The sequence below is a fragment of the Lentzea sp. HUAS12 genome (assembly GCF_024125735.1).
Taxonomy (GTDB): Bacteria; Actinomycetota; Actinomycetes; order Mycobacteriales; family Pseudonocardiaceae; genus Lentzea; species Lentzea albida.
Window position 1 is genome coordinate 2211433 of the sequence record NZ_CP099738.1, and the last position, 22533, is coordinate 2233965.

Annotated in this window: 18 protein-coding genes and 1 pseudogene; 14 read left to right on the forward strand and 5 right to left on the reverse strand. The window is 70.9% G+C overall.

The window, feature by feature from the left end:
- Positions 1-440: 440 nt before the first annotated feature.
- Positions 441-857 (forward strand): annotated as a pseudogene (locus tag ND450_RS09580) (MgtC/SapB family protein); the annotation flags it as partial.
- A 5-nt stretch (positions 858-862) separates the two neighbouring features.
- Here the strand turns inward: ND450_RS09580 and ND450_RS09585 are convergent.
- The 3 genes from ND450_RS09585 to ND450_RS09595 form a co-directional block, all read right to left on the reverse strand.
- Positions 863-1171, reverse strand: coding sequence for a DUF1540 domain-containing protein (locus tag ND450_RS09585; protein ID WP_089920614.1), 309 nt, complete (start codon positions 1169-1171; stop codon positions 863-865).
- Positions 1172-1280: 109 nt separating this feature from the next.
- Positions 1281-2048 carry an amino acid ABC transporter ATP-binding protein gene (locus ND450_RS09590; protein ID WP_253325782.1) on the reverse strand — a complete coding sequence of 256 codons (768 nt, stop codon included), beginning with the start codon at positions 2046-2048 and terminating at the stop codon, positions 1281-1283.
- Positions 2045-3514 (reverse strand): ABC transporter substrate-binding protein/permease, encoded by a 1470-nt coding sequence (locus tag ND450_RS09595; RefSeq protein WP_253325783.1) that lies wholly within the window; start codon positions 3512-3514, stop codon positions 2045-2047. Before ND450_RS09595 ends, ND450_RS09590 begins: the two co-directional genes overlap by 4 nt.
- Positions 3515-3580: 66 nt before the next feature.
- Here ND450_RS09595 and ND450_RS09600 point away from each other — a divergent pair, with 66 nt between their 5' ends.
- From ND450_RS09600 to ND450_RS09625, 6 genes are all read left to right on the forward strand, one after another.
- Entirely contained in the window at positions 3581-4357 is a 777-nt protein-coding gene (locus ND450_RS09600) for an alpha/beta fold hydrolase (RefSeq protein ID WP_253325784.1), read from the forward strand.
- Between the two features lie 72 nt (positions 4358-4429).
- Positions 4430-5017, forward strand: a complete 588-nt coding sequence (locus tag ND450_RS09605) for an NADPH-dependent F420 reductase (RefSeq protein WP_253325785.1) — start codon at positions 4430-4432, stop codon at positions 5015-5017.
- Positions 5014-6036, forward strand: coding sequence for an LLM class flavin-dependent oxidoreductase (locus ND450_RS09610; protein ID WP_253325786.1), 1023 nt, complete (start codon positions 5014-5016; stop codon positions 6034-6036). The genes ND450_RS09605 and ND450_RS09610 overlap by 4 nt, the downstream gene beginning before the upstream one ends.
- A gap of 115 nt (positions 6037-6151) precedes the next feature.
- Positions 6152-6943 carry a glycoside hydrolase family 20 zincin-like fold domain-containing protein gene (locus tag ND450_RS09615; protein ID WP_256557477.1) on the forward strand — a complete coding sequence of 264 codons (792 nt, stop codon included), beginning with the start codon at positions 6152-6154 and terminating at the stop codon, positions 6941-6943.
- A 224-nt stretch (positions 6944-7167) separates the two neighbouring features.
- Positions 7168-7857 carry a response regulator transcription factor gene (locus ND450_RS09620; RefSeq protein WP_253325787.1) on the forward strand — a complete coding sequence of 230 codons (690 nt, stop codon included), beginning with the start codon at positions 7168-7170 and terminating at the stop codon, positions 7855-7857.
- The gene (locus ND450_RS09625) at positions 7854-9086 is read left to right on the forward strand and encodes a HAMP domain-containing sensor histidine kinase (RefSeq protein ID WP_253325788.1); all 1233 of its coding nucleotides are present in this window, start codon (positions 7854-7856) and stop codon (positions 9084-9086) included. Before ND450_RS09620 ends, ND450_RS09625 begins: the two co-directional genes overlap by 4 nt.
- A 72-nt stretch (positions 9087-9158) precedes the next feature.
- On the opposite strand, the gene ND450_RS09630 is transcribed toward ND450_RS09625, so the two are convergent.
- Entirely contained in the window at positions 9159-9866 is a 708-nt protein-coding gene (locus tag ND450_RS09630; RefSeq protein ID WP_253325789.1) for a DUF6338 family protein, read from the reverse strand.
- Between the two features lie 79 nt (positions 9867-9945).
- On the opposite strand from ND450_RS09630, the gene ND450_RS09635 reads away from it, so the two are divergent.
- A complete protein-coding gene (locus ND450_RS09635) occupies positions 9946-10098 on the forward strand; it encodes a hypothetical protein (protein WP_253325790.1) in 153 nt (50 codons plus the stop codon).
- Between the two features lie 50 nt (positions 10099-10148).
- Positions 10149-14108, forward strand: a complete 3960-nt coding sequence (locus ND450_RS09640) for a CHAT domain-containing protein (RefSeq protein WP_253325791.1) — start codon at positions 10149-10151, stop codon at positions 14106-14108.
- A 129-nt stretch (positions 14109-14237) separates the two neighbouring features.
- Here the strand turns inward: ND450_RS09640 and ND450_RS09645 are convergent, their stop codons facing one another.
- Complete coding sequence (locus tag ND450_RS09645) at positions 14238-15734, reverse strand: aromatic amino acid ammonia-lyase (RefSeq protein WP_253325792.1); 1497 nt, start codon at positions 15732-15734, stop codon at positions 14238-14240.
- Between the two features lie 63 nt (positions 15735-15797).
- Between ND450_RS09645 and ND450_RS09650 the strand changes: the two genes are divergently transcribed.
- The 5 genes from ND450_RS09650 to ND450_RS09670 are packed head-to-tail and all read left to right on the forward strand — an operon-like array spanning position 15798 to position 22530.
- Positions 15798-17339: an NAD(P)-binding domain-containing protein gene (locus ND450_RS09650; protein WP_253325793.1), complete on the forward strand. Its 1542-nt coding sequence runs from the start codon at positions 15798-15800 to the stop codon at positions 17337-17339.
- Positions 17326-18699, forward strand: a complete 1374-nt coding sequence (locus ND450_RS09655; protein ID WP_253325794.1) for a class I adenylate-forming enzyme family protein — start codon at positions 17326-17328, stop codon at positions 18697-18699. Before ND450_RS09650 ends, ND450_RS09655 begins: the two co-directional genes overlap by 14 nt.
- A gap of 11 nt (positions 18700-18710) precedes the next feature.
- Complete coding sequence (locus tag ND450_RS09660; protein ID WP_253325795.1) at positions 18711-20249, forward strand: NAD(P)-binding domain-containing protein; 1539 nt, start codon at positions 18711-18713, stop codon at positions 20247-20249.
- Positions 20246-21241, forward strand: coding sequence for an alpha-hydroxy acid oxidase (locus tag ND450_RS09665; RefSeq protein ID WP_253325796.1), 996 nt, complete (start codon positions 20246-20248; stop codon positions 21239-21241). Before ND450_RS09660 ends, ND450_RS09665 begins: the two co-directional genes overlap by 4 nt.
- Positions 21235-22530 carry a cytochrome P450 gene (locus ND450_RS09670; RefSeq protein ID WP_253325797.1) on the forward strand — a complete coding sequence of 432 codons (1296 nt, stop codon included), beginning with the start codon at positions 21235-21237 and terminating at the stop codon, positions 22528-22530. Before ND450_RS09665 ends, ND450_RS09670 begins: the two co-directional genes overlap by 7 nt.
- Positions 22531-22533 lie beyond the last annotated feature (3 nt).

Sequence of the window (22533 nt, forward strand, 5' to 3'; positions counted from 1 at the left end):
TCACCGGCCTGCCGCCGGACCTGGCCGCGTGGTGGGTCTTCGGCGGGGTCGACCGCGGAGCGCTCGGCGACGAGAGCCCGCTCCTCCCCCGGTACTGGCACCCGCTGGACGTCAGGGTGGCCGTGCACCGGCGACCGAGTGGCCGAGTGTCGGCGCGATGCTCGACCACGTCCTGCGGCTCTTCGAACAAGGCCGCGACCGTGAGCACAGGCTCCTCCGCTACGACGACGGTCACATCGGGCGGGACTGAGACGCGCGTCCCACTCCCACGCCGGCTTCACGGCCGTGCCGCTACCGTGACCAGGTCTTGCCAACCGGACACGAGGAAGCGAGGTGAGCGACACATGCCAGGCGTCAGTAGCCGGCGCAGGTCACCGCACCTCGCACGCACGTAGATCTGGCGTGTGACGCACACCCCTGCACGCAAGGGGAGTCACACGATGCACGTCTTCGACATGACATTGCGCATCGCCGAGAGCATGGGCCTCGGCGCACTGATCGGCTTCGAGCGCCAGTACCGCGCCCGCACGGCCGGTCTGCGGACCAACGCCCTCGTGGCGGTGGGTGCCGCTCTGTTCGTCCTGCTGTCCGCGCAGGGCTTCGACGGCCAGGGGGATCCCACGCGCGTCGCCGCCCAGGTGGTGTCCGGGATCGGGTTCCTCGGGGCCGGGGTGATCCTGCGCGACGGGTTGTCCGTCCGCGGACTCAACACCGCGGCCACGCTGTGGTGCGCGGCCGCGGTGGGGTCACTGGCGGGTGCCGGGCTGCACGTCGTCGCGGCCGCCGGCACGGTGGCCGTCATCGCGGTCAACGTCGGCCTGCGGGAGCTCGGCCGGGCCGTCGACCGCAAGGACGAGGAGGTCTAACGCGGCTGGTACGTCAGGCAGTTCGCGTGGTGGTCCCCCGCGCCCTGGCCGACCCGCACGCTCTGCGCCGTGCACTCCAGCGAGGCGTTGTGCACGCAGTCGGTGCGCGAACAGGCGCCGACCTGGGCGACGACCTTGTCGAGGCCGCCCTTCGTGCCGAGCGGGATGAACGTGCCGCAGTCGGCGGCGCCGTTGTCGCCGCGGACGGTGATCGCGAAGGCGTGGCAGCCGTCGTGGTTGTAGGAGCAGTCGCTCACGGTGCAATCGTGGACTGCGGGCATCGCCGGGTTCTCGAGAGTGGTCATGTCCGCTCCTGCCGTGGTGGGAAAGGTTCGGTTATTCCGGACCATGCCACCACGGCAGGGGGCTCGCAATTCGAGGATGAATTAGGCGAGCCTATCCTCAAGAATCATTTCAGTCGTGGTCCAGAACGCGTCGCAGGAACCTCCTGGTGCGTTCTTCCCGGGGTTCGCCGATCACCTGACCAGGCGTTCCGCGCTCCACGATCACCCCGCCGTCCAGGAACAACACCTGGTCGGCGACGCGTTCGGCGAACCGGATCTCGTGCGTGACGATGACCGTGGTCCACCCTTCCGAGGCGAGATCTTTGATCACGGCGAGCACCTCCCCCACCAGTTCCGGGTCGAGTGCGGAAGTCGGTTCGTCGAACAGGACGACTCGAGGTTTCAAAGCCAGCGCACGGGCAATGCCCACGCGTTGCTGTTGTCCGCCGGAAAGCTGGTGCGGGTACGAATCGGCCTTGTCGGCGAGGCCGACCTGGTCGAGCAGGGTCCGCGCCTCCCCCACGACCTCGTCCAGCGGGCGCTTCTGGGCCACGACCGGGCCCTCGGTCAGGTTCTGCAGGACCGTGCGGTGCGGGAAGAGGTTGTGCGACTGGAACACCATGCCGCTCTGCGCCCGCAGGCGTGCGCTCTCGGCACGACCGGCCTTGCCCGGCGGCAGCGCGGAGAAGTCGACCGACACGTCGTCGATGCGGACGACGCCGCGGTTCGGGGTGTCGAGGGCGTTGAGCGAGCGCAACAGGGTGGTCTTGCCGGAGCCGGACGGTCCCAGCAGGACGGTCGAGGTGCCGCGCGGGGTGGTGAAGTCGATGCCCCGCAGCACGTCGAGCGAGCCGAAGGACTTGTGCAGTCCCGTGACCTCGATGCGGATGTCGGTCATGCGATCACGTACCTGTTCAGCCTGGTCTCCAGTCGTTTCTGCCCGGCGGACAGCGCCACGCAGATCACCCAGTAGTAGAGCCCCGCGAACGAGTACAGGGCGAGGAACTCGTTGCTCTCGGCCGCGGCGAGCTGCGACTCGCGGAAGAGCTCCGTCAGCAGCACGACCGAGCCGAGCGATGTGTCCTTGAGCAGTGACAGCAGCGTGTTGGACAGCGGGGGCACGGCGGTGCGGGCGGCCTGCGGCAGCACGATGCGGCGCAACGTCTGCGCGTAGCCGAAGCCGATCGTCGAGGCCGCCTCGAACTGGCCGCGCGGCACGGACAGGATCGCCGAGCGGATCACCTCCGCGGCGTAGCCGGCGACGTTCAGCGAGAACGCGACCACGGCGGCGGTGAACGGCGGGAACTTCAGGCCTATCTGCGGCAGGCCGTAGAACACGATGAACAGCTGCAGCAGCAACGGTGTGCCGCGGATGACGGAGATGAACGCCCTGGCGAGCCCCGAGAGCACCTTGTACGGCGAGATGCGGGCGAGGGCCACCAGCAGCGCGAGCACCAGGCCGATCGCGAACGACAGCGCCGTCAGCGGGATGGTCACCTTGACCAGGCCGACGAACATCGGCCACGCCGTGGAGGCCAGGACGTCCCCCGTGCTGCGCGGGCCGCGTCCTTCCGACAGGTCCGCCGCGCCGCCGTTCTCCACGGACACGTCGGCCTTGAAGTACTTCTGCGAGATGCCGCGCAACGTGCCGTCGGCCTTCAGCGCCTCGATCGCCTGGTCGGCCTGGGACAGCAGCGCGGAGTCGGCCTGCCGCAGCGCCAGCACCTGTTCGCTGCCGGACTGGCCCGCGTCGCCCGCGATCTCGACGTCCTTCGAGCCGGTGGTGGCGAGGTAGTCGAGGACGGCGATGTTGTCGTTGACGATGGCGTCGACGCGTCCCTGCCGCAGCAGCGCCGCCGCCTGGGCGAAGCCTTCGACGGCCTCCACGTTCGCGCCGGCGTCCCTGGCGACCTTCGCCCAGTTGCTGGTGCTGGACTGGGCGGTGGTCTTGCCCCTCAGGTCGGCGATCGAGGAGATCCGCTCGTCGCCGGTGCGGCGGACGATCACGCCGCGCGAGTAGGTGTAGGTGCTCGACAGGCCGTACTTCGCGGCGCGTTCGGGGTTGCGCGAGACCTGGTTCGCGATGAGGTCGATCCTGCTCGCGTCGAGGGCGGGGAAGATCGCGTCCCACTGCGTCTCGACGAACTCGAGCCGCCACCCCGCCTTCGCGGCGATCGCCTTGACGACCTCGATGTCGTAGCCGGTCAGCTCCTGGCCACCGGGGTCGTGGAACGAGAACGGCGGGTAGGTGCCCTCGGTGCCGACACGGACCAAGGGTGGTTGCTCTTGTTGCGCGTTCGCCGGTGCGGGGACGACGATCAACAGCAGCAGGAGCAGCACCGCGCCCCTGAACACTTGTCGCATCCAGGCAGGGTATTGCCGATCGGGCAGACGGCGCTGAAGATCCACTATGCGGGACGGGGTGCGCGGATGACCACGGTGACCACGGCAGACGGGCAGCTCGTGTCCTACGTGGACCACGGCGGTGACGGCCCGGTCGTCCTGCTGCTGCACAGCTTCCTGATGGACTCCTCGATGTGGGCGCCCCAGGTCGAGGAGTTCGGTGACCGCTACCGGCTCGTCGCGGTCGACGAGCGGGGGCACGGCGCCACGCCCGCGACCGGGCCGTTCGACCACTGGGACGTCGCCCGCGACGCGCTCGCGGTGCTGGACGCGCTGGAGGTCGGCCGGGCAGCGGTGGTCGGCACCAGTCAGGGCGGGTTCGTGGCGCTGCGGATGGCGTTGCTGGCACCCGGACGGGTCACGGCGCTCGCGTTGCTCGGCACGTCCGGTGAGCCCGAGGACGAGCAGATCTCCGCCGCGTACCAGCAGCTCGCCGAGGTGTGGATCGCGCAGGGACCGGAGACGGTGACCGAGGCCGTCGCGAAGATCTGCCTGGGCGAGTACGACCCGTCGGACTGGACGCCGAAGTGGGCCGCCGTGGAGCCGGACCGGCTGCGGCTGGTCATGACCGCCCTGGTCGGCCGCGAGGGCGTGCTGGACCGGGTCGCCGAGGTCGATGTGCCCGCGCTCGTGCTGCACGGCACCGCCGACCTCGCCTACCCCGTGACGAAGGCCGAGTCGCTCGTCGCCGCGCTGCCCCGGGCCGAGCTCGTGCTGGTCGACGGTGGCGCGCACTTCCTGAGCCTGACGCACGCCGCGGATGTGAACCCCCACCTGGAGCGGTTCCTCCGCGCGCACGCCTGACCCCGCCGGAATAAACGGGGTGCGGTCCGGTTAAGCTAGGTGACACATCAACTAGCGAGGACCGGGTGCGCTGTGAAGATCGCTGTTCTGGGTGCGGGCCACGTCGGCCCCGTCATCGCGCGCCTCGCCCTGGCTGCGGGGTACGAGGTGGCCATCGCGGGGTCCGGTGACCCGTCGCGGATCGAGATGATCACCGACTTCCTCGCGCCCGGTGCCGTCGCCACCTCGGCGGCCGACGCGGTCGCCGACGCCGACCTCGTCGTGCTGGCGATCCCGTGGCACCGCTTCGGGTCGGTGGATCCCGCGACGTTCGCGGGCAAGGTCGTCATCGACTCGATGAACCACTGGCCGCCCGCCGAAGCGCCGCTGGGCACCAGCGAAGAGGTGGCCGCACGGCTCGTGGGCGCGCACGTCGTCAAGACCCTCAACCACGTCGCCTACCAGGACATGGAACCCGCGGACGGTGGCGCGGTGGGGTACGCCGGTGACTCGCCGGCCGCACTCGGCGCGGTCGCGGACTTCCTGGCGCGCCTCGGGTTCGACCCCGTGCCGGTGGGCCCCCTGGCCGCCGGACGGCTGCTGGAACCCGGCAGCCCGCTGTTCGGCGTCGCGGCGACCAGGCAGGAATTCGAGAACTTCGTCAAGGAGCAGCAGTCATGACCACCACGTTCGGGCTCGACACGTTCGGCGACGTCACGCACGACGCCAACGGCACCCCGCTGACCCACGGCCAGACCATCCGCGACCTCGTCGAGCAGGGCGTGCTGGCCGACCAGGTCGGCCTCGACTTCTTCGGCATCGGCGAGCACCACACCCCGGACATGCCGCTGTCGGCCGCCGACGTCGTCCTGGCCGCCATCGCCGCCCGCACGTCGTCGATCCACCTCGGCTCGGCCGTGACGGTGCTCAGCTCGGACGACCCGGTGCGCGTCTACCAGCGCTTCTCGACGCTCAACGCGGTGTCGGACGGCCGCGCCGAGATCATCCTGGGCCGCGGGTCCAGTGTGGACTCGTTCCCGCTGTTCGGCTACGACCTCGCCGACTACGAGGACCTGTTCGAGGAGAAGACGCACCTCTTCGCCGAACTGCTCAAGGGCGGCAAGATCACCTGGGAGGGCAAGACCCGAGCGGCTCTGCACGAGCAGGACGTCGTGCCGTACACCGAGCCGTTCCCGACGTGGATCGGCGTGGGCGGCAGCCCGCAGTCCGTCGTGCGCGCGGCCTCCTACGGCTTCAACCTGATGCTCGCGATCATCGGCGGCCACCCCGGCCGCTTCGCCCCGTTCTCCGAGCTCTACAAGCACGCGCTGGAGAAGTTCGGCCACGCCCCGCTGCCGATCGGCATCCACTCCCCCGGCCACGTGGCGGAGACCGACGAGCAGGCCCGCGAGGAGTTCTGGCCGCACTACCTCGACGTGATCGGCAGGCTCGGCAAGACGCGCGGTTTCGCCACGCCGACGCCGGAGTCGTACGCGCACGAGGTGGGCCCGCACGGCGCGCTGTTCGTCGGCTCGCCGGAGACGGTCGCGGAGAAGATGGCGCGCACCATGAAGAAGCTCGACGCGAGCCGGTTCGACCTGAAGTACGGGATGGGCGGGCTGTCGCACGAGTCGCTGATGCGGGGGATCGAGCTGTACGGCACCAAGGTCGTGCCGTTGGTGCGCGACATGCTCGCCTGAGGTCGGCGGGGCACCGCGGGTGTGACCAGCACGACAGGCGTCGGAACGACGTTGCGCGTCACTTCACCGGAACTCTCCTGATACACCCAGCGTTGATCCGCTGGAGAGGAAACCGGTGATTGTTCCCATGCCCACGAGCGCGCCCCGTCGCACGGGCTCGTTCGTACTGACCGAGGACGTGACCGTCCGGGTGACCGGCCAGGCGCGCACCGCGGCGGCGATGTTGCGCGAGCACGTCTTCCGGCAGACCGGCTACCTGCTGGCGGAGTCGCCCGACGGCATGCTGATGGTGTCGCACGACCCGGCCATGCGCGGGCTCGGCCCCGAGGGGTACGCGCTGCTGGTCAGCAACGACGCGGTGATGCTCCGGGCCGGCACCCAGGCGGGGCTGCGGCACGGCGTGCAGACGTTCCGGCAGCTCATGACGAACGACGGCACGGTCCGCGCGGCCGACGTGCGCGACTCCCCCGCGTTCGCGTGGCGAGGTGTGTCCAGCGCGCTGCTGCCGCCGGCCGAGATGCGCAAGGCCATCGACAAGATGGCCGCGTACAAGTTGAACGTGCTGCACGTGTTCCCCGAAGGTGACCCGGACGCGCTGCGCGACCTGGTCGAGTACGGGCGTGATCACGGCATCACTGTCGTGCCCGAGCTGAGCCCGGCGACGATCGAGCTGCTGGACCTCTTCCCGAGCCGCTGGGTGCACATCGGCACCGCCACGCTGACGACGAAGTTCGCCGGTCTGCTGGAACGCCACGGCAAGCTGCCGGTGCGGTGGCACGACGGCAGCACGGCCGTTCTCGGCCCGCACGGCAAGCTCGCCGAGGGCGACGACGGCCTGCGTGCCGTCGCGACCGCGGGCTGGGTGGGCGAGCTGCGCACCGCCTCCGCCGTCGCGCCCGCCTGGTAGCGCGTTCACAGTCGTCGCGTGATCGCAGGTCACGCGACGACTCCTTTCACATGTGGAAGTTTGGCTCCAGCGCGTCTCAACCGGTGCGGAACCGCGTGCGGGAGTGAATTCCGCTGCACCCGGCTTTGTGATCACAACTGTGAATTTCCCGGTGCCTGTCCATTGCCTGTTGCCCGGTACCGGCGACCTGGTCCGCCCCTGCTCGCGGGTGCATTGTGGTTGCCGTGCGGGCATCTTCGAAGATCAGATCGGCCCACCGCTTCCGGTTGCTGCTCGTGGACGACGACCGGGAACTGGTGGAGCTGCTCGCCGCGGTGCTGCGCGGCGAGGGTTATGACGTCGACGTCGCCCTGGACGGGCAACGCGGGCTGCACCTCGCGCTCACCCACCCCTACGACGTGGTGGTGATCGACCGGGGTCTGCCGGTGATCGACGGGCTGGACCTGTTGTCCCGGTTGCGTTCCCGGTCCGTGCGGTCGCAGGCGCTGATGCTCACCGCGATGGGATCGGTGCGCGACAGGATCGACGGCCTCGACGCCGGCGCGGACGACTACCTGACCAAACCGTTCGACCTGGGCGAGCTCGTCGCCCGGCTGCGGGCCCTGTGCCGGCGCGCCGCGGAACTGGCCGCGGTGCTGCGGATCGGCGCCGGCCGGTTGGAGCTCGAACAACACCAGGTCGTGCTGCCCGACGGCGAGAAGGTACCGCTCACCACCAGGGAGTTCGCGCTGCTGCGCGTGCTCGCCACACATCCCGAGACGGTGCACACGCGGGCGGCGTTGCGGCGCACGGTGTTCCAGGACGCGCCCTCCCAGTCCATTGTGGACACGTACGTGCACTACCTGCGGTCGAAGGTCGGCCGCTCGGTCGTGCAGACCGTGCAGGGCATCGGCTACCGGCTGGGGGCGCTGTGAGGGCGTGGGCCGAGGCGGAACGCGCGGAGGTCCGCCGCGCGCGGCTGAAGGTGAGCGTGCTGGTGGGCCTCGCGATCACCGTGATGATCACGTTCGTCGGCGCGATCGCGTACGTCGTGATGGCGCACTCGCAGGAAACCCAGGTGGCACGCGAACTCCGGTACAACGCGGTCTACGGCGTGCCCGGCATCGCACCCCGCTGCGCGTGGGTGTTCGTGCTGGAGGACGGCGAACTGCACCTCGGCCCCCTGGAGGTGCCCGGCGGCTTCCCTCTGCGCGACGACCTCTCATCAGTCCACTCGTCCGGATCGGCCGTCTCGCGCAACGTGTCCGCGAACGGCACCGAGTACCGCGTGCTCACCGCCCCCGGCGCCGACGGCACCACCGTGCAGGCCGTGTTCGACCTGCGCTACCAGCTCTCCGACCGGGCACACCTGGTGCAGGCCCTGGCGATCGCCCTCGCCGCGGGCCTGCTGGTGGCCGCGCTGATCGGTCTGACGGTCGGCCGCCGCACCGTCGCCCCCTGGGCGGAGGCCCTGGCACGCCAACGCCGCTTCGTCACCGACGCGAGCCACGAGCTCCGCACCCCGATAGCCCGCGCCTACCTGCGAGCCCAGCTCCTCGCCGCCGGCCTCCCCGCCGACCAGCGCACCGACCTCGACGCCCTGGCCAGGTCGATCCGCGGCCTCGCCGACGTGGTCGACGACCTCCTCGCCTCGGCCCAGCTGACGCAACGCCAGGACCACGCGCCCGTCGACCTGGCGGACGTGGCGGAGGCAGCGGTGGTGGGCGAGACCGAGCGGGCCGCCGAACGCCGCATCACGGTGTCGCTCGACCACCCCGGGCGTCCCGTGGTGGTGCTCGGGGTGGAGACCGGGTTGCGGCGGGCGGTCGACGAGCTGCTGGCCAACGCGGTGCGGCACACGCCCGAGGGTGGGCGGATCTCGGTGGGGGTGCGGGCCGTGACCGGGGTCGTGGAGTTGTCGGTGGCCGACACCGGGTCGGGGTTCGAGCCGGGTGAGGCGGAGCGGTTGTTCGAGCGGTTCCACCACGGGGGTGGGGAGGGGCGGTTCGGGCTGGGGCTCGCGTTGGTGCGGGAGATCGTGAGCGGGCACGGCGGAACCGTGGAGGCGTCGGGGGCGCCTGGGGTGGGGGCCCGGTTCACGTTGCGGATACCGGTGGCGGAGGTCGGGGACGTGGTGGTGCGGGAGCGGGTGACCAGCGCGTGACCGTGCACGTGGGACGGCCGCGAGAGGACCGCTTCGGCGTCACGAACGTGCGGGCCCGCTCGCATTCGCCGGTCAGCGCGCTGCGTCGTCCACTGATGTCCTGACCTCGCGAACGTCAGCCTGCGCACTCGACTGGGCGACGCGGACGTAGCTGACCTGCAACAGCGTCAACTGCCGCGCGCTCACCGCCAGCGCGCCGACGTTCGGCAGCTCCACCGCCTCCTGCTGCCCGGCGGCCCGGTACTGCACCGGGCCGCTGATCGTGAGCTCGCGGTCGGCGACCTCCGCCGCCGAGCGGCTGTAGGTGAGCAGCCACCCCGCGACGTACGTGCCGTCCGACAGGTGGCAGCCCACGTGCACCCGGCAGTCGGGGTGTGCCGTGAACAGGCGGCCCCACGCGGAGAGGAACGGCGCCTCGTTCCTGCCGCGCAGCCGGTCGAACGCAGGCCCCGCGACCAGCACCGCGAGCAGCGTGGCGGCGCCGACCAGGCCCACGCCCCAGATCCAGAGCGCCACGTGGTTCCGCACGGCGTAGTCGCCGGGCCTGGTGAGCAGCGCGGTCAGGTCGATGGTCCGCTTCGGCGCGGCCGACCACACCACCAGAGCGAGCGACAACACCAGCAGGTCGCAGACGACGCTCACCACGACCATCGCCACGGTCTCGCGCAGTGCCGAGAACTGTCGTTCCGGCCCCGACCGCTCCCTCCGCGCGCTGTGGGCGAAGCCGGGGGTCAGCAGTGCGACGAACAGAACCAGCCCGACCAGCGTCGTGGGGACCATTCCACCCTCCCAGTGGTGCTCCGCGGCCTATGATTGTCACACGAAGATCGTTTCCGCCAGCTGGACGGAGCCCACTCCCGTGCCGTCACCACCGAACCCGGACTTCACCGACATCGACTTCACCGACGACGGCTCCGACGACTTCCGGGGCCAGGCCGTGGCAGGTCACGCGCAGCCGCCCCCCACTGCGGACGTGCCTCCTCCCCCGCCGCCACCGCCGGCACGACAGTGAACCACTCCGTTCGCATCCGAAGATCAGGACGGTAGCGCTACCGTCGACCGATGGACATCGTCGCTCTTCGCGCGCACGCGGCGGACCTGCTGTCGGAGGTGGCGCAGAGACCCACTCCCGAGGCCGCGCAAGCCGCTGTCGAGGCGTCCCGCGCCGTCGTGGCGAGCAGCCCGCCGGACGATCTCCATCCCGCGGACGCCTGGATGTTCGCCCGCGCCTTGTTCGTCTCGTGGGACCTCGGCGGTGAGCCCGCAGTCTTCGACGACGCCATCGCGATGTATCGGCTCGTCGCGATGCTTCCCCCGTTCCGCGAGAACGCGGTGATGGCGATGGTCCACGCGTGGCGCGTGCGCGCGGAGCGGGACCCGTCGCGAGCGACGCTGGACGCCGCGCTCGCGGAGGTGAGCGCTCACGCCGACGAATTCCCCGAGGCGGCCGACGAAGAGGCGGACCTGCTCGTACTGCGCTACACCGTCGCACACCGGCCGTCCGACCTCAACGAGGCGATCACCAAGCTCGATGCGCGGTCCCGGCGCGCTGTCACGGACCTGCGCACCCGCTCGATGCTGAGCAGCCTGCTCCGCACCAGGTACGAGTCGTTCCACCGCGAGGACGACCTCGTCCGGGCACTGGGTCTCGCGGTGTCGGTGATGCTGACGGCCGACGAGCAGAACGACGAGGAGTGGCGGCTGCAGGCCGGAGGGCTGGTGATGGGCTGCCTGCGGAGCCTCCCCGACACGGCCGCCGCAGCGGCTCTCGCCGTCACCGTGCTGTGCGAGGCGCTCCACGAGAAGGGCGACCGGCAGTTCCACCAGGAACTGGTCTTCGTGCTCGTGACCAAAGCGTACGAGGAGAGTGGGAAGCCGAGCCTGCTGCGGATGTTGTTCGGGCTCTACACCGGGACCGGGTACGACGACACGCGCGGACTCCTCGCCAGGGAGATCGTGCTCGAGTGGGCCGGACGGCGGAAGGACCCGCGCGCCCCTCTGGAGCTCGCCGACGAGGAGGTGGTCCTCCTGCTCGGTCTGTGCGTGCACGCGATCAGGACGCACACGACCTCCGGCGATCTGGTCGGCTTCCTGCTGGGCCGGCTCCTGCTGGTCGCGAGCCTGTGGAGCGGTTCGGGCGCCGCGCTGTCGACCGACACCCTGAAGAGGGTGATCGAGACCATCGAGCCGGTGGTCGACGCCCTTCCCGCGACCCACCGCAAGCCCGTGCTCGCGACCCTGTCGGAGTTGCACCTCAAGTACCTCAACCGTGTGGAGGACCCCGGCGACGGCAGGGCCTTCATCGAGGTGAACCGCAGGCTCGCCGAGGACGGCGACGTGCTCGGGCTCGGTGGGCTCGCCAACGCGCTGCTCTCCAACTACCGGCGGGCCGGTGACCCCGCCGACCTCGACGAGGCCATCTCGATCCTGGGGCGGATCGGCACGCGCGACTACGCGGACGCCCTGCTGCTGGCGAGAGCGCTGCTGACGCGGTTCGACCGCGACCAGGAGTCCGCGGACTGGTTCGCGGCGGTGCGCCTGATGGACCAGCCGGAGGCCCCGCTCCCCGACAACGCGAACATCCGCGAGGGCTTCGGTGAGCTGGTGCGACGGCTCGTCGACGTCGCGGCCACGGCTGTGCAGTCACCGGACGCCGAGGTCGTGCGGCGGCTGTGCGGGATGTGCGAACGAGCGATGCTGGTGGTCGGCGGCAAGGACCTGTTCGACACCCTCCGGTACCAGCTCGCCGTGCTGCGCCGGGAACTGCCGGAGGTGGAGAAGCAGACGCCGCCACCGGCCGACGACCACGCGAAGTGGGTTCTCGCTCGTTCCCTTGCCGGTACGCACGGGGACAACGTCCCCATCAGCGATCTCGACCGTGCGATCCGGCTGCTGGACGAGGTCCTGTCGACCGCGCAGGGACGGCAGTTCCGCGCTCAGGTCCTCAACGACCTCGCCGGCGCGCACATCGCGCGGTTCGCGAAAGCGGGGGACAGCGCGGATCTCGACAGGTCGGTCACGGTGATGCGCGAGGTGGTGCGGCTCAAGCCTGACGACGCGTTGATGCTGGCCAACCTGTCGCACAAGCTGACGGAGCGGTTCGAGGCCTTCGGCAGCACGGCGGATCTCACCGAAGCCCTGATGCACAGCGAACACGCGAGGGAGCTCCTCGGCGACGACGCCTCGGTGGCGTTCTTCGTCCACAACGGACTTGCCGGCCTCTACCGCAAGAGGTCCGTCTTCACCTCCGACCCGGCGGACCTGGACCTCGCGCTCACGGCGTTGCGTGCGGCGCTCGACGTCCTGCCCGGCGGGCACCCGGACCGGGCGATGGCCCAGCACAACCTCGGCTCGTTCCTGCTCTACCGGACGCTGCACGGACAGGACTCGGATCCCGAGGAGGTCGTGCGGCTCATCACCTCGGCCCTGGAGGCCACCCCCGCCGGGCACCCGGCCGAGGTCAGCCGGAGAACGTCACTCGCACAAGCGCTTCTGCACCGCTCCGACACGTCGTCCGCGCACCCGGACGACCAGACCGACGCGCTGCGGATCCTGCGGGAACAGCTGGCGGCGTACGGTCCGGACGAACCGAGGCGGTTCGGCGCGGCCCACGTCCTCGCTGCCGCGTTGCTGAACCGGAGGGACTCGACGGCGGAGGCGATGCGGCTGTTGCGGGAGGTCGTCCGGGCGCCGCAGGCGGCAGCGGAGACCCGCCTGACCGCCGGGGTGCGCCTGGCGGTGCTGACGGAGGAGACCGCTCCTCCCGCGGAGGCGATCGCCGTCTGGGACGAGGTCGTGCGGCTGCTCGGCGCCGTTGCGTGGCAGGGGTTGCCGCGCGGCGACCAGGAGCGGTTCCTGCTGCAGTACCAGCACCACGTCGCGCGTGCGGCCACGTTCGCGATCAACGCGGGCGATGTGCGGGGCGCACTGGACCTGCTGGAGCACGGACGGTCGATCCTGTGGCAGCAGGAGGGTTCCGCCGAGCTGGACCTCGGTCCGTCCGAGTCCGCGGTGGTGCTGATAGCGCACGGGGGGTCCGGCCACGCGATCATCATCGGACGCGATGGGGTTCGGGCGGTGGAGCTCCCCGGTCTGGTGGCGCCCGAGATCGACCGGTGGTGTGCGGTCCTGGACCGTGCGACGCAGGCGCTCGGTGTCGCCGACCGGCAGGCGTACGACGAGGCGCAGCAGGCAGCGGCGGCCGTGCTCGACCGGTTGTGGCACGCGGTCGTGGGGCCCGTGCTGGCGGCACTGCCCGAGGGGCGGCCGAGGTTGTTCTGGTGCCCTGTCGGACAGTTGGCGATGTTGCCGTGGCACGCCGCGACGGATGCCGGGAGCGGACGTTCCTGCCTTGATGTCGCGGTGTCGTCGTACGTGCCTGGTCTGCGGTCGCTGGCGACGGCGCTCGCGCGTCGCGGGAGCGGGCAGGAGATCGAGGAGTTCCTGACCATCGCACTCGACGACCACCCCGACGAGAAGCTGGCACTCGTGCACGTCAAGGCCGAAGTCGCCACCGTGGAACGGCTGCTGCCGGGTGCGCGGCACAAGGCCTTGCTGAACCTCCAGGCCACTCGGGCGGCAGCGGCGGCGGAACTCGCGCGGCACCGGTTCGTGCACGTGTCGTGTCACGGGGCGCACGACCCGAACGCCCCGTCGGCGAGCGGCCTCGTGCTGTCGGACGGGGTGCTCACCGTGCTGGACATCGCGGAGGTGCGCACCGACGACGCCCAGTTCGCCTACCTGTCGGCATGCCGGACGGCGATGGGCGCGGCGCAGCTGTCCGACGAGTCTATCCACCTCGGCGCGGCGTTGTTCCTCGCCGGGTTCCGGCAGGTGGTCGGCACGCTGTGGGCCGTGGGCGACCAGTTGGCGGCGAAGGTCGCGGAGGCGTTCTACCGCAAGGTGGCCGCGTCCGGACCGGACGCCGCGGCCGTCGCCATCGGTGAGGTCGCGCTGATGGTTCGTGCCCAACGCAAGGCGGAACCGTTGCTATGGGCCGGATACGTCCACATCGGCGTCTAGTGGCGTGTCCCAGGAGGGTGGCGAGGTAATCCACGCTCAGCAGGGCGCCTGGCGGCACCACGATCCACCTGTCCGACCGCGGATCCCCCGGCACCCTCCTTGCGCCACACCCCCAGGTCTCAGCCGCCCTCACCACTCCTCCGAGACCACCACCTCCGCCGCCACCCGCACGTCCTCGTCCAACGGACGGTCCGGATCCACCGGCTCGATCACAGCGGCCAGCGCGTCCAGCAACGCCGCGCACCGGGGCGCGGTGGGCCGCCGACCGCCCACGTACACCGCCTGCCGCAACCCCAAGGCCAACGACCCGCACAACAGCCGCAGCAGCTCGGCCAGGTCGTAGGCGCGCAGGGCGGCCTGGGTGCCGAACGGCACCACGTCCTGGTTGTGCAGGTTGGTCGGCAGGCTCTGGGTGCTGGCGGGCAGGACCCCGCGCCGGATCTCCGCCACGAACGCCGTCGTGGCGAGTTGGACGCCCTGCAAGCCGTGCTGGCGGCCGGGGCCCGCGGCGAGCATCGGGGGCAGGCCCGTGTTGCGGGCCGGGTCGACGAGGAGGTCCAGCTGGCGTTCGGCGAGGTTGCCCAGGGAGGCCGTGACCATCGCCAGGACGTCGGCGGCGAAGGCGGCCGGTTGGCCGAAGAAGTTGCCGCCGTGGGCCACGAGGTCGTCGTCGGGGAAGAAGAGCGGGTTGTCGCTGACGCCGCCGAGGTCCGCGGCGACCACGCTGTCGACGTAGCGGAGGGCGTCCTCCGCGGCGCCGAGGAGTTGGGGTGAGCAGCGGATGCTGTAGGGCTCCTGGAGGGCGCGCAGGCCGCTGGGCTCGGTGCCGGCCAGTGTGGAGCGCATCCACGACGCCACCGCGGCGGCGCCGGGGTGGCCGAAGGCGGAGATCAGCCTGGGGTCGGCGAAGCCGGGGTCGGCGCCCAGGACGTCCACCAGGAGACAGGTCAGAGAGGTCAGGGCTCGGTGGGAGGCCCGTACCGAGGCCAGGGCGAGGGCCGTGGCGGCGGTGGTGACGGACGTGCCGTTCACCAGGGCCAGGGCGTCGCGGCCGTCCAGCACCAGCGGTTCCAGGCCTGCTGACGTCAGCGCCTCCGCAGCGGGCAGCCGGACGCCGTCGAGGTACGCGTGGCCGCGGCCGCGCAGGGCCTGGGCGGCGTAGGCCAGGGGGATGAGGTCGCCGCTGGCTCCGACGGAGCCGTAGCGCGGGACGGCCGGGACGAACGTCGTCGCGAACATCGCCGAGAGCCCCGCGACGACGTGCGCGGACACGCCGGACAGGCCCTGGGCCAGCGACCAGGTGCGGACCAGGAGGGCGGCGCGGGTGATGTCGAGGGGCAGGTCGGGGCCCTGGCCCGCACCGAGGTGTGCGAGGGTGTTGTCGCACTGGTCCGCCTCGGTGGAGCGGCCCGCGAAGCCCACCAGGGCACCGAACCCGGTCTTGGCGCCGTAGACGGGTCGCTCGTCGTCGGCCAGCACCGTGCGCAGGTACGCGCGCCCGCGTTCGACCCGGTCCAGCACCGAGGAGCCGACCAGCACGGGGTGTGGTGTCGAGGCGCGCCGCAGGTGCGCGACGGTCAGGGGCGAACCCAGGTCCACGGACGTGTCTGATGCGGTCGTGGTCACCTGACGGACGGTAGGCAGCCGATCTCAGAAAGTTCTGAGATCGCGTGGGTAGCTTCCCCGGTCATGGCGTACGACTACCTGATCATCGGCGCGGGACCGGCCGGTTTGCAGCTCGCCGCACTGCTCGAGCGCGACGGTCGCGACTACGCCGTCCTCGAACGCGGCAGCGGGGCGGGCACGTTCTTCACCCGGTACCCGCGGCACCGCAAGCTCATCTCCATCAACAAGGTCCACACCGGGTTCACCGACCCGGAGCAGCGGATGCGGATGGACTGGAACTCGCTGCTGCTCGACGACCCCGATCTGCTGTTCACCCGCTACACGCCCCGGTACTTCCCGGACGCCGACGACATCGTCCGCTACTTCCAGGACTGCGCGGCCGGCCTGAACGTGCGGTACGACATCGATGTCACGCGCATCTCCCGCGACGACGACGGGTTCGTCGTCCACAGCGGCGAGAAGGCCTGGCACGCGAAGAACCTCGTGATGGCCACCGGCGTCTCCCAGCTGTACGTGCCGGAGATCCCCGGCATCGAGCACGCCGAGCGCTACGACACCTTCGACACGGACCCCGAGTCGTTCACCGACCAGCGGGTGCTCGTGATCGGCAAGGGCAACTCGGGCTTCGAGACCGCCGACGCGCTGGTCGAGCACGCGGCCGTCATCCACGTCGCCGGGCCGCACTCGGTGAAGCTCGCCTGGCAGACGCACTACGTCGGACACCTGCGGGCGGTGAACAACAACTTCCTCGACACCTACCAGCTCAAGAGCGAGAACGCGGTCATCGACGGCACGATCGAACGCATCGAGCGCAGGCCGGAAGGCGGTTTCCGGATCCAGTTCCGCTACGCGCGCACGGTCGAGAAGCTGCGCGAACTGGAGTACGACCGCATCATCGCGTGCACCGGCTTCCGGTTCGACGCCTCGATCTTCGCGGACGACACGCGGCCGTCGCTGGTCATCAAGGACCGGTTCCCGGAGCTGACCCCGGCGTTCGAGTCGGCGAACGTGCCCGGCCTGTACTTCGCGGGCACGATCACGCAGTCGCGCGACTTCAAGAAGTCCACCAGCGGGTTCATCCACGGCTTCCGCTACGGCGCCCGCGCGCTGCACCGCGTCCTGAGCGCCCGCAACCACGGCACCCCGTGGCAGGGCGAGGACCTGGAGCTCTCGCCGGAGGCGATCAGCGACGCCGTCATCGCCAGGGTGAACACGTCCTCGTGCCTGTGGCAGCAGTTCGCGGTGATGGGCGACGTCGTGAGCGTGCACGGGCAGACCGCGCGCTACTCGGAGGAAGTGCCGGTCGCGTACGTGGCGGACGGCGGCCTCGGCCCGGCCGAGCACCGGTTCGTCGCGACGCTCGAGTACGGGCCCGACCACGACACCGTGGACCCGTTCGACATCAGCATCCCGCGCGTCGCCGAGAACGACGCCGTCAACGCGGCCGACGCGAGCTACCTGCACCCGGTGGTCCGCTACTACCGCGACGGCGTGCTGGAAGCGACGCACCACCTGGCGGAGAACCTGGAGAACCACTGGGACATGCCCGAGGTGCACCAGCAGCCGCTCGCGGTGTTCGTGAAGGAATGCCTTGCCGGCGCGTGACGCCGAGCCGTTCCCGCGTGCGGTGCTCGACGTGCTCGCCGCCGCCGGGGAACGGCCGGTGTTCGAGCACGGCACCCGCGTGGTGACCGGCGACGAGATGCTCGGGATGGTCGCGCGGATCGCGTCCGGGTTGCGCGGGAACGGGATCGGGCCTGGGGACGGGCTGGCGCTGCTGCTCGGGGTGACCGCCGAGGCGTTCGCGGCGATCCTCGCGGGGCACGTGGTGGGGGCGCGGGTGGTGGGGGTGCGGCCGGGGCTGACGGAGGCCCAGGTCGAGCACCTGCTCGGGCTCGACATCAAGCTCGCGATCAGGGACGCCGACCTCCCGGGCCTGCTCGACCACTCCGCCGAACCCCTGCGGTGCGACGGCCGCCCGAACGACATCGCCCGCCTCATCCACACCAGCGGCAGCACCGGCGCGCCCAAGGCCTGCGCGCAGTCCTACGCCGCGATGACCGAGGCCTGGGCCGCACACCCCGAAGCCTGGCCTCCCGCGATCCGGGAGCTGGCGGCGCGGCTCGACCGCTACCTCGTGTTCGGATCGCTGTCGAGCCAGGTGATGTTCGAGTACGCGATGCTCACCCTGACCGCGGGCGGCACGGTCGTCGTCGCCGGCAACCCGGCCGACGCGATCACAGAGCTGAAGGCCACCGCCCGCGTGATCACCGTGCCGGGCCTGGCCAGGCTCGTCGCCGCCCAGAAGCGCGACCCGGCCGACCTGTCGACGTTGAAGGCGCTCCTGGTCTCCGGCTCCCCCCTCACCCCCGAACGCCACCGCGACGCCCTGGACACGCTGGGGCCGGTGCTGTTCCACGGTTACGGGCAGACCGAGACCGGCATGATCTCGATGGCCACCCCGGACGATCCCCCCGGCACGGTGGGAAGACCGCCGGTGGACGTCGAGATCCGCGACGGCGAGCTCTACGTCCGGACTCCCGGTCAGGCCCAGGAGTACTGGGGGAACCCGCGGGAGTCGGCCGAGACCTTCGTGGACGGCTGGGTCCGCACGCACGACCTCGGCCGGTTCGACGACGACGGCCACCTGCGGCTGACCGGCCGGGCGCGCGACGTCGTGATCGTCAACGCGAACCTGCACTACGTCGGACCGATCGAACAGGTGCTCGCCGAGCACCCGGACGTCGCCGAGGCCTACGTCGTCGCGGTGCCGGACGACGAGACCGGTGAGGCCGTGCACGCGTTCGTGGTCCCGAAGGCCGATCGCGTGCCCCGGCTCGAAGAACTCCGCGAGCTCGTGACCGCACGGCTCGGTGCGGCCTGCGCGCCCATCGGGCTCACCGCGATCGCCGAACCTCCCGTCGCCCCCAGCGGCAAACCCGACAAGCGTCAGCTCACCGCGTGAAGGAGAACGTCGTGTCCAGCGAGGTAACGACCGAGTGTCTCGTGATCGGCGCCGGCCCGGCGGGGCTGCAGGCGTCCTACCTGCTCAAGAGGGATGGGCGTGACCACCTGGTGCTGGAGGCGGGCCAGGGCGCGGGGACGTTCTTCACCCGCTTCCCGCGGCACCGGCAGCTGATCTCCATCAACAAGGTGTACACGGGCTGGGACGACCCGGAGCTGAACCTGCGCGTCGACTGGAACTCGTTGCTGTCCGACGATCCCGAGCTGCTGTTCACCGGCTACACCCCGCGCTACTTCCCGAACGCCGACGACATGGTCCGCTACCTCGGCGACTTCGCCGTGAAGAACGACCTGCCGGTCCGGTACGACACCAGGGTCGTGTCGGTGACGCGGCCGGACGACTTCGTGGTGCGCGACCAGCACGGCGGCACCTACCGGGCGAAGCGGGTCATCGTGGCGACCGGTGTCTCGCAGCCGTACGTGCCGGACATCGACGGCGTCGAGCACGCCGAGCACTACTACGACGTGTCGGTCGACCCGCAGGACTTCACGAACAAGCGGGTGCTGATCATCGGGCGCGGCAACTCCGCGTTCGAGACCGCCGACGCGCTGATGGAGACCACGGCGGTCACCCACGTCGCCGGGCCCGGTTCGCTGAAGCTCGCGTGGCAGACGCACTTCGTGGGGCACCTGCGGGCGGTGAACAACAACTTCCTCGACACCTACCAGCTCAAGTCGCAGAACGCCTTGCTGGACGGGCACATCAGGAGCATCCGCCGCGACGACGAGGGCTTCCTGGTCGAAGTGAGCTTCCAGCGCGTCAACGAGGTCGTGAAGGCGATCCGCTACGACCGGGTGATCCTCGCGACGGGCTTCCGGTTCGACGCCTCGATCTTCGCGCCGGAGTGCAGGCCGCAGCTCACGATCAAGTCCCGTTTCCCCGACCAGACCGCGGCGTGGGAGTCGGTGAACGTCCCGGACCTGTTCTTCGCGGGCACGATCACGCAGATGCGCGACTTCAAGAAGTCGACCAGCGGGTTCATCCACGGCTTCCGCTACGGCGTCCGCGCGCTGCACCGGATCGCCGAGCAGCGCTACCACGGCGTGGACTGGCCCAGTCGCCCCGTCGAGGACGTCACCGAGGAGATCATCGAGCGGGTCAACCGGACCTCGGCGCTGTGGCAGCTGTTCGGGTTCCTCGCCGACGTCGTGCTGACCGGAGAGGACGGCACCACCCGCTACCTCGAGGAGGTGCCGGTCGCGCACCTGCACGAGGCCGTGGCGCGCGGCGAGTTCGGGGACGTCGAGTCGTACCTGACGGTGACGCTGGAGTACGGCGCCGACCACGACAAGGTCAACCCGTTCGACATCACCGCCGGACGGAACTCGCAGGACGACACCAGCGGCCTCGACGGCCGCTACCTGCACCCGGTCGTGCGGCGGTTCCGCGCCGGTGAACTGGTCGACGAGCACCACGTCACCGAGAACCTCGAGAACGAGTGGGACAGCGACACCGTCCACAAAGCACCGCTGCGGGAGTACCTGCGGTGAACCCGGTGCTCGCGGAGCTGCACGACAAGGCGCGCGCGATGCTCGACCCGGTCCACCACGACTTCTTCGCGGGCGGGGCCGGGGACGAGGTCGTGCTCGCGGAGAACGAGGCCGCGTTCCGGCGCCTGGCCCTGCTGCCGAGGGTGTTGCGGGGCAGGGACATCGGCGAGGACTTCCCGGTGATGATCTCGCCCACCGCGTTCCACAAGCTCGCCCACCCGGACGGCGAACTGGCCACCGCGCGGGCGCTCTCGGGGACCACGCTCGTGTCGAGCACGGCCTCGACCGTGCCGATCGCCGACGTCGTGGCTGCCGCGACCGGGCCCGTGTGGTTCCAGCTGTACGTGCAGCCGGACATGGCCGTCACGGAAGCGCTGGTGCGGCGTGCCGAACAGGCGGGCTGCCGGGCGTTGGTGGTGACGGCCGACTCCCCCGTGTTCGGCCGCCACCGGCGCGACCTCGCACACGGCTTCCACGACCTGCCACCAGGTCTGGCGGCGGAGAACATGCGCGACCTGGTCGAGCCGGGCCTGCGGAACATCGCGATGTCGCCGACGGTGTCGTGGGAGCACGTCGACCGGTTGCGTGAGATGACCACGCTTCCGCTGTGGGTCAAGGGGATCCTGCACCCGCAGGACGCGGAGCTGGCGGTGGGGCACGGGGTCGCCGGGATCGTCGTGTCCAACCACGGCGGCCGGCAGCTCGACCTCGTCCCGGCGTCGCTCGACGCGTTGCCCGCCGTGGTCGACGCGGTGGCCGGACGGGTCCCGGTGGCACTCGACGGCGGTGTCCGAAGTGGAGGCGACGTCGCGCTGGCGCTGGCGCTGGGGGCGTCGGCCGTCGGCATCGGCAGACCGGTGCTGTGGGGGCTCGCGGCGGACGGCGACCAAGGCGTGCGGCGGGTCCTCGACGTGCTGCGCGACGAGTTCCTGCACGTCCTGACGTTGTGCGGCGGCGAACTGAGCCGGGACATGGTGGTGAAGCGGTGCTGAGCCGGTTGCCCGCACGGGTGGTCGCGTTGCGCGCCAGGGTGTTCGAGAAGGTCAACGGGGACAACGCGATCACGTTCCCGAACGAGCAGGTCGGCCCCGACCGCTTCCAGGAGCTCTACAGCCACCCCGCCGCGAACGGCCGCAGCCGGGGCGCCGGGCTCTCGGACCTCTTCTGGTACTGGCTCTCCCCCGGCCCCGAGGTGCACCAGGAGCACCTGGAGGCCGGGCCGCGCTACGACGACGTGGCCCGCGCGACCCGCACGTTCCTCGCCGGGCCGAGCGACGCGCTGGAGCAGGCCGCTTCCCGGTGCACGGCGAAGGTGCTCGACGAGGTGCTCACCGGCCGCGTCACCGAGGTCCGGTTGCGGGACCTGATGATGCCGGTGTGGGCCGAGTACTTCTACGAGCTCGTGTTCGGCGAACCGTGCCCGCGGTACGCGCGGGACCTGATCGTCGGGCACGCGAACGACGTCGTGACCTCGCTGAAGTGCACAGGACTGCGCCACCCCGCCCGGAGGGCACGGCTGACCCGCTACCTGGGGGTGCGGCTCGCGGACGTCCGGCACCCGCTGCCCGGGACGTTGTCGGAGACCGAGCAGGTGCACTACCTGCAGGGCACCTACTTCAACACCGCGGTCGTGCAGATGTCCGAGGCGATGGCGCACCTGCTGCTGGCGCTGGCCCAGCATCCCGAGGTGGCGGAACGGATCGGCGACGACCGCTACTTCGCGCACGTGCTGGACGAGACGTTCCGGCTCTACCCGTTGTTCGGCATCGCCCACCGCATCACGACCGACGACATCGTGCTCGACGAGCACACGACGTTCCCGGCGGGTTCGGTGCTGTGCTTCAGCTACCCGGACTACCACGCCACCGGCTACGACGACCCGCACGTGTTCGACCCCGGCCGCTGGGAGTCGACCGCCGCCCGCCACGAGCACCACATCCCGTTCGGCGTCGCCGCCAACCGGCCCTGCCCGGCCTGGCGCCTGTCCCCCCTCGCGATGCGCGCGTCCGCCAGGGAGGTGCTGCGCCGCGTCAGCCTGCACTCCACCGTGACGCACACCCGCTCGTTGCCGAGCCGCGGCCCTTGCCTGCTCGTCCGCGACGGCCCCGTCCCCCGGCGGCGCCTCGCCTTCCTGCGCGTGCGCGACCGCTGGGAGGACGTCTGGCGCAGCGTCGTCCAGCTCGTGCTCGGCACCGCGATGGTGCTGCACGCCCACCACCTCCGGCTGGCGGGCCGCTACTTCGACACCCACGACACGCAGGGTTGCCCGGTCCGGCACTGACCC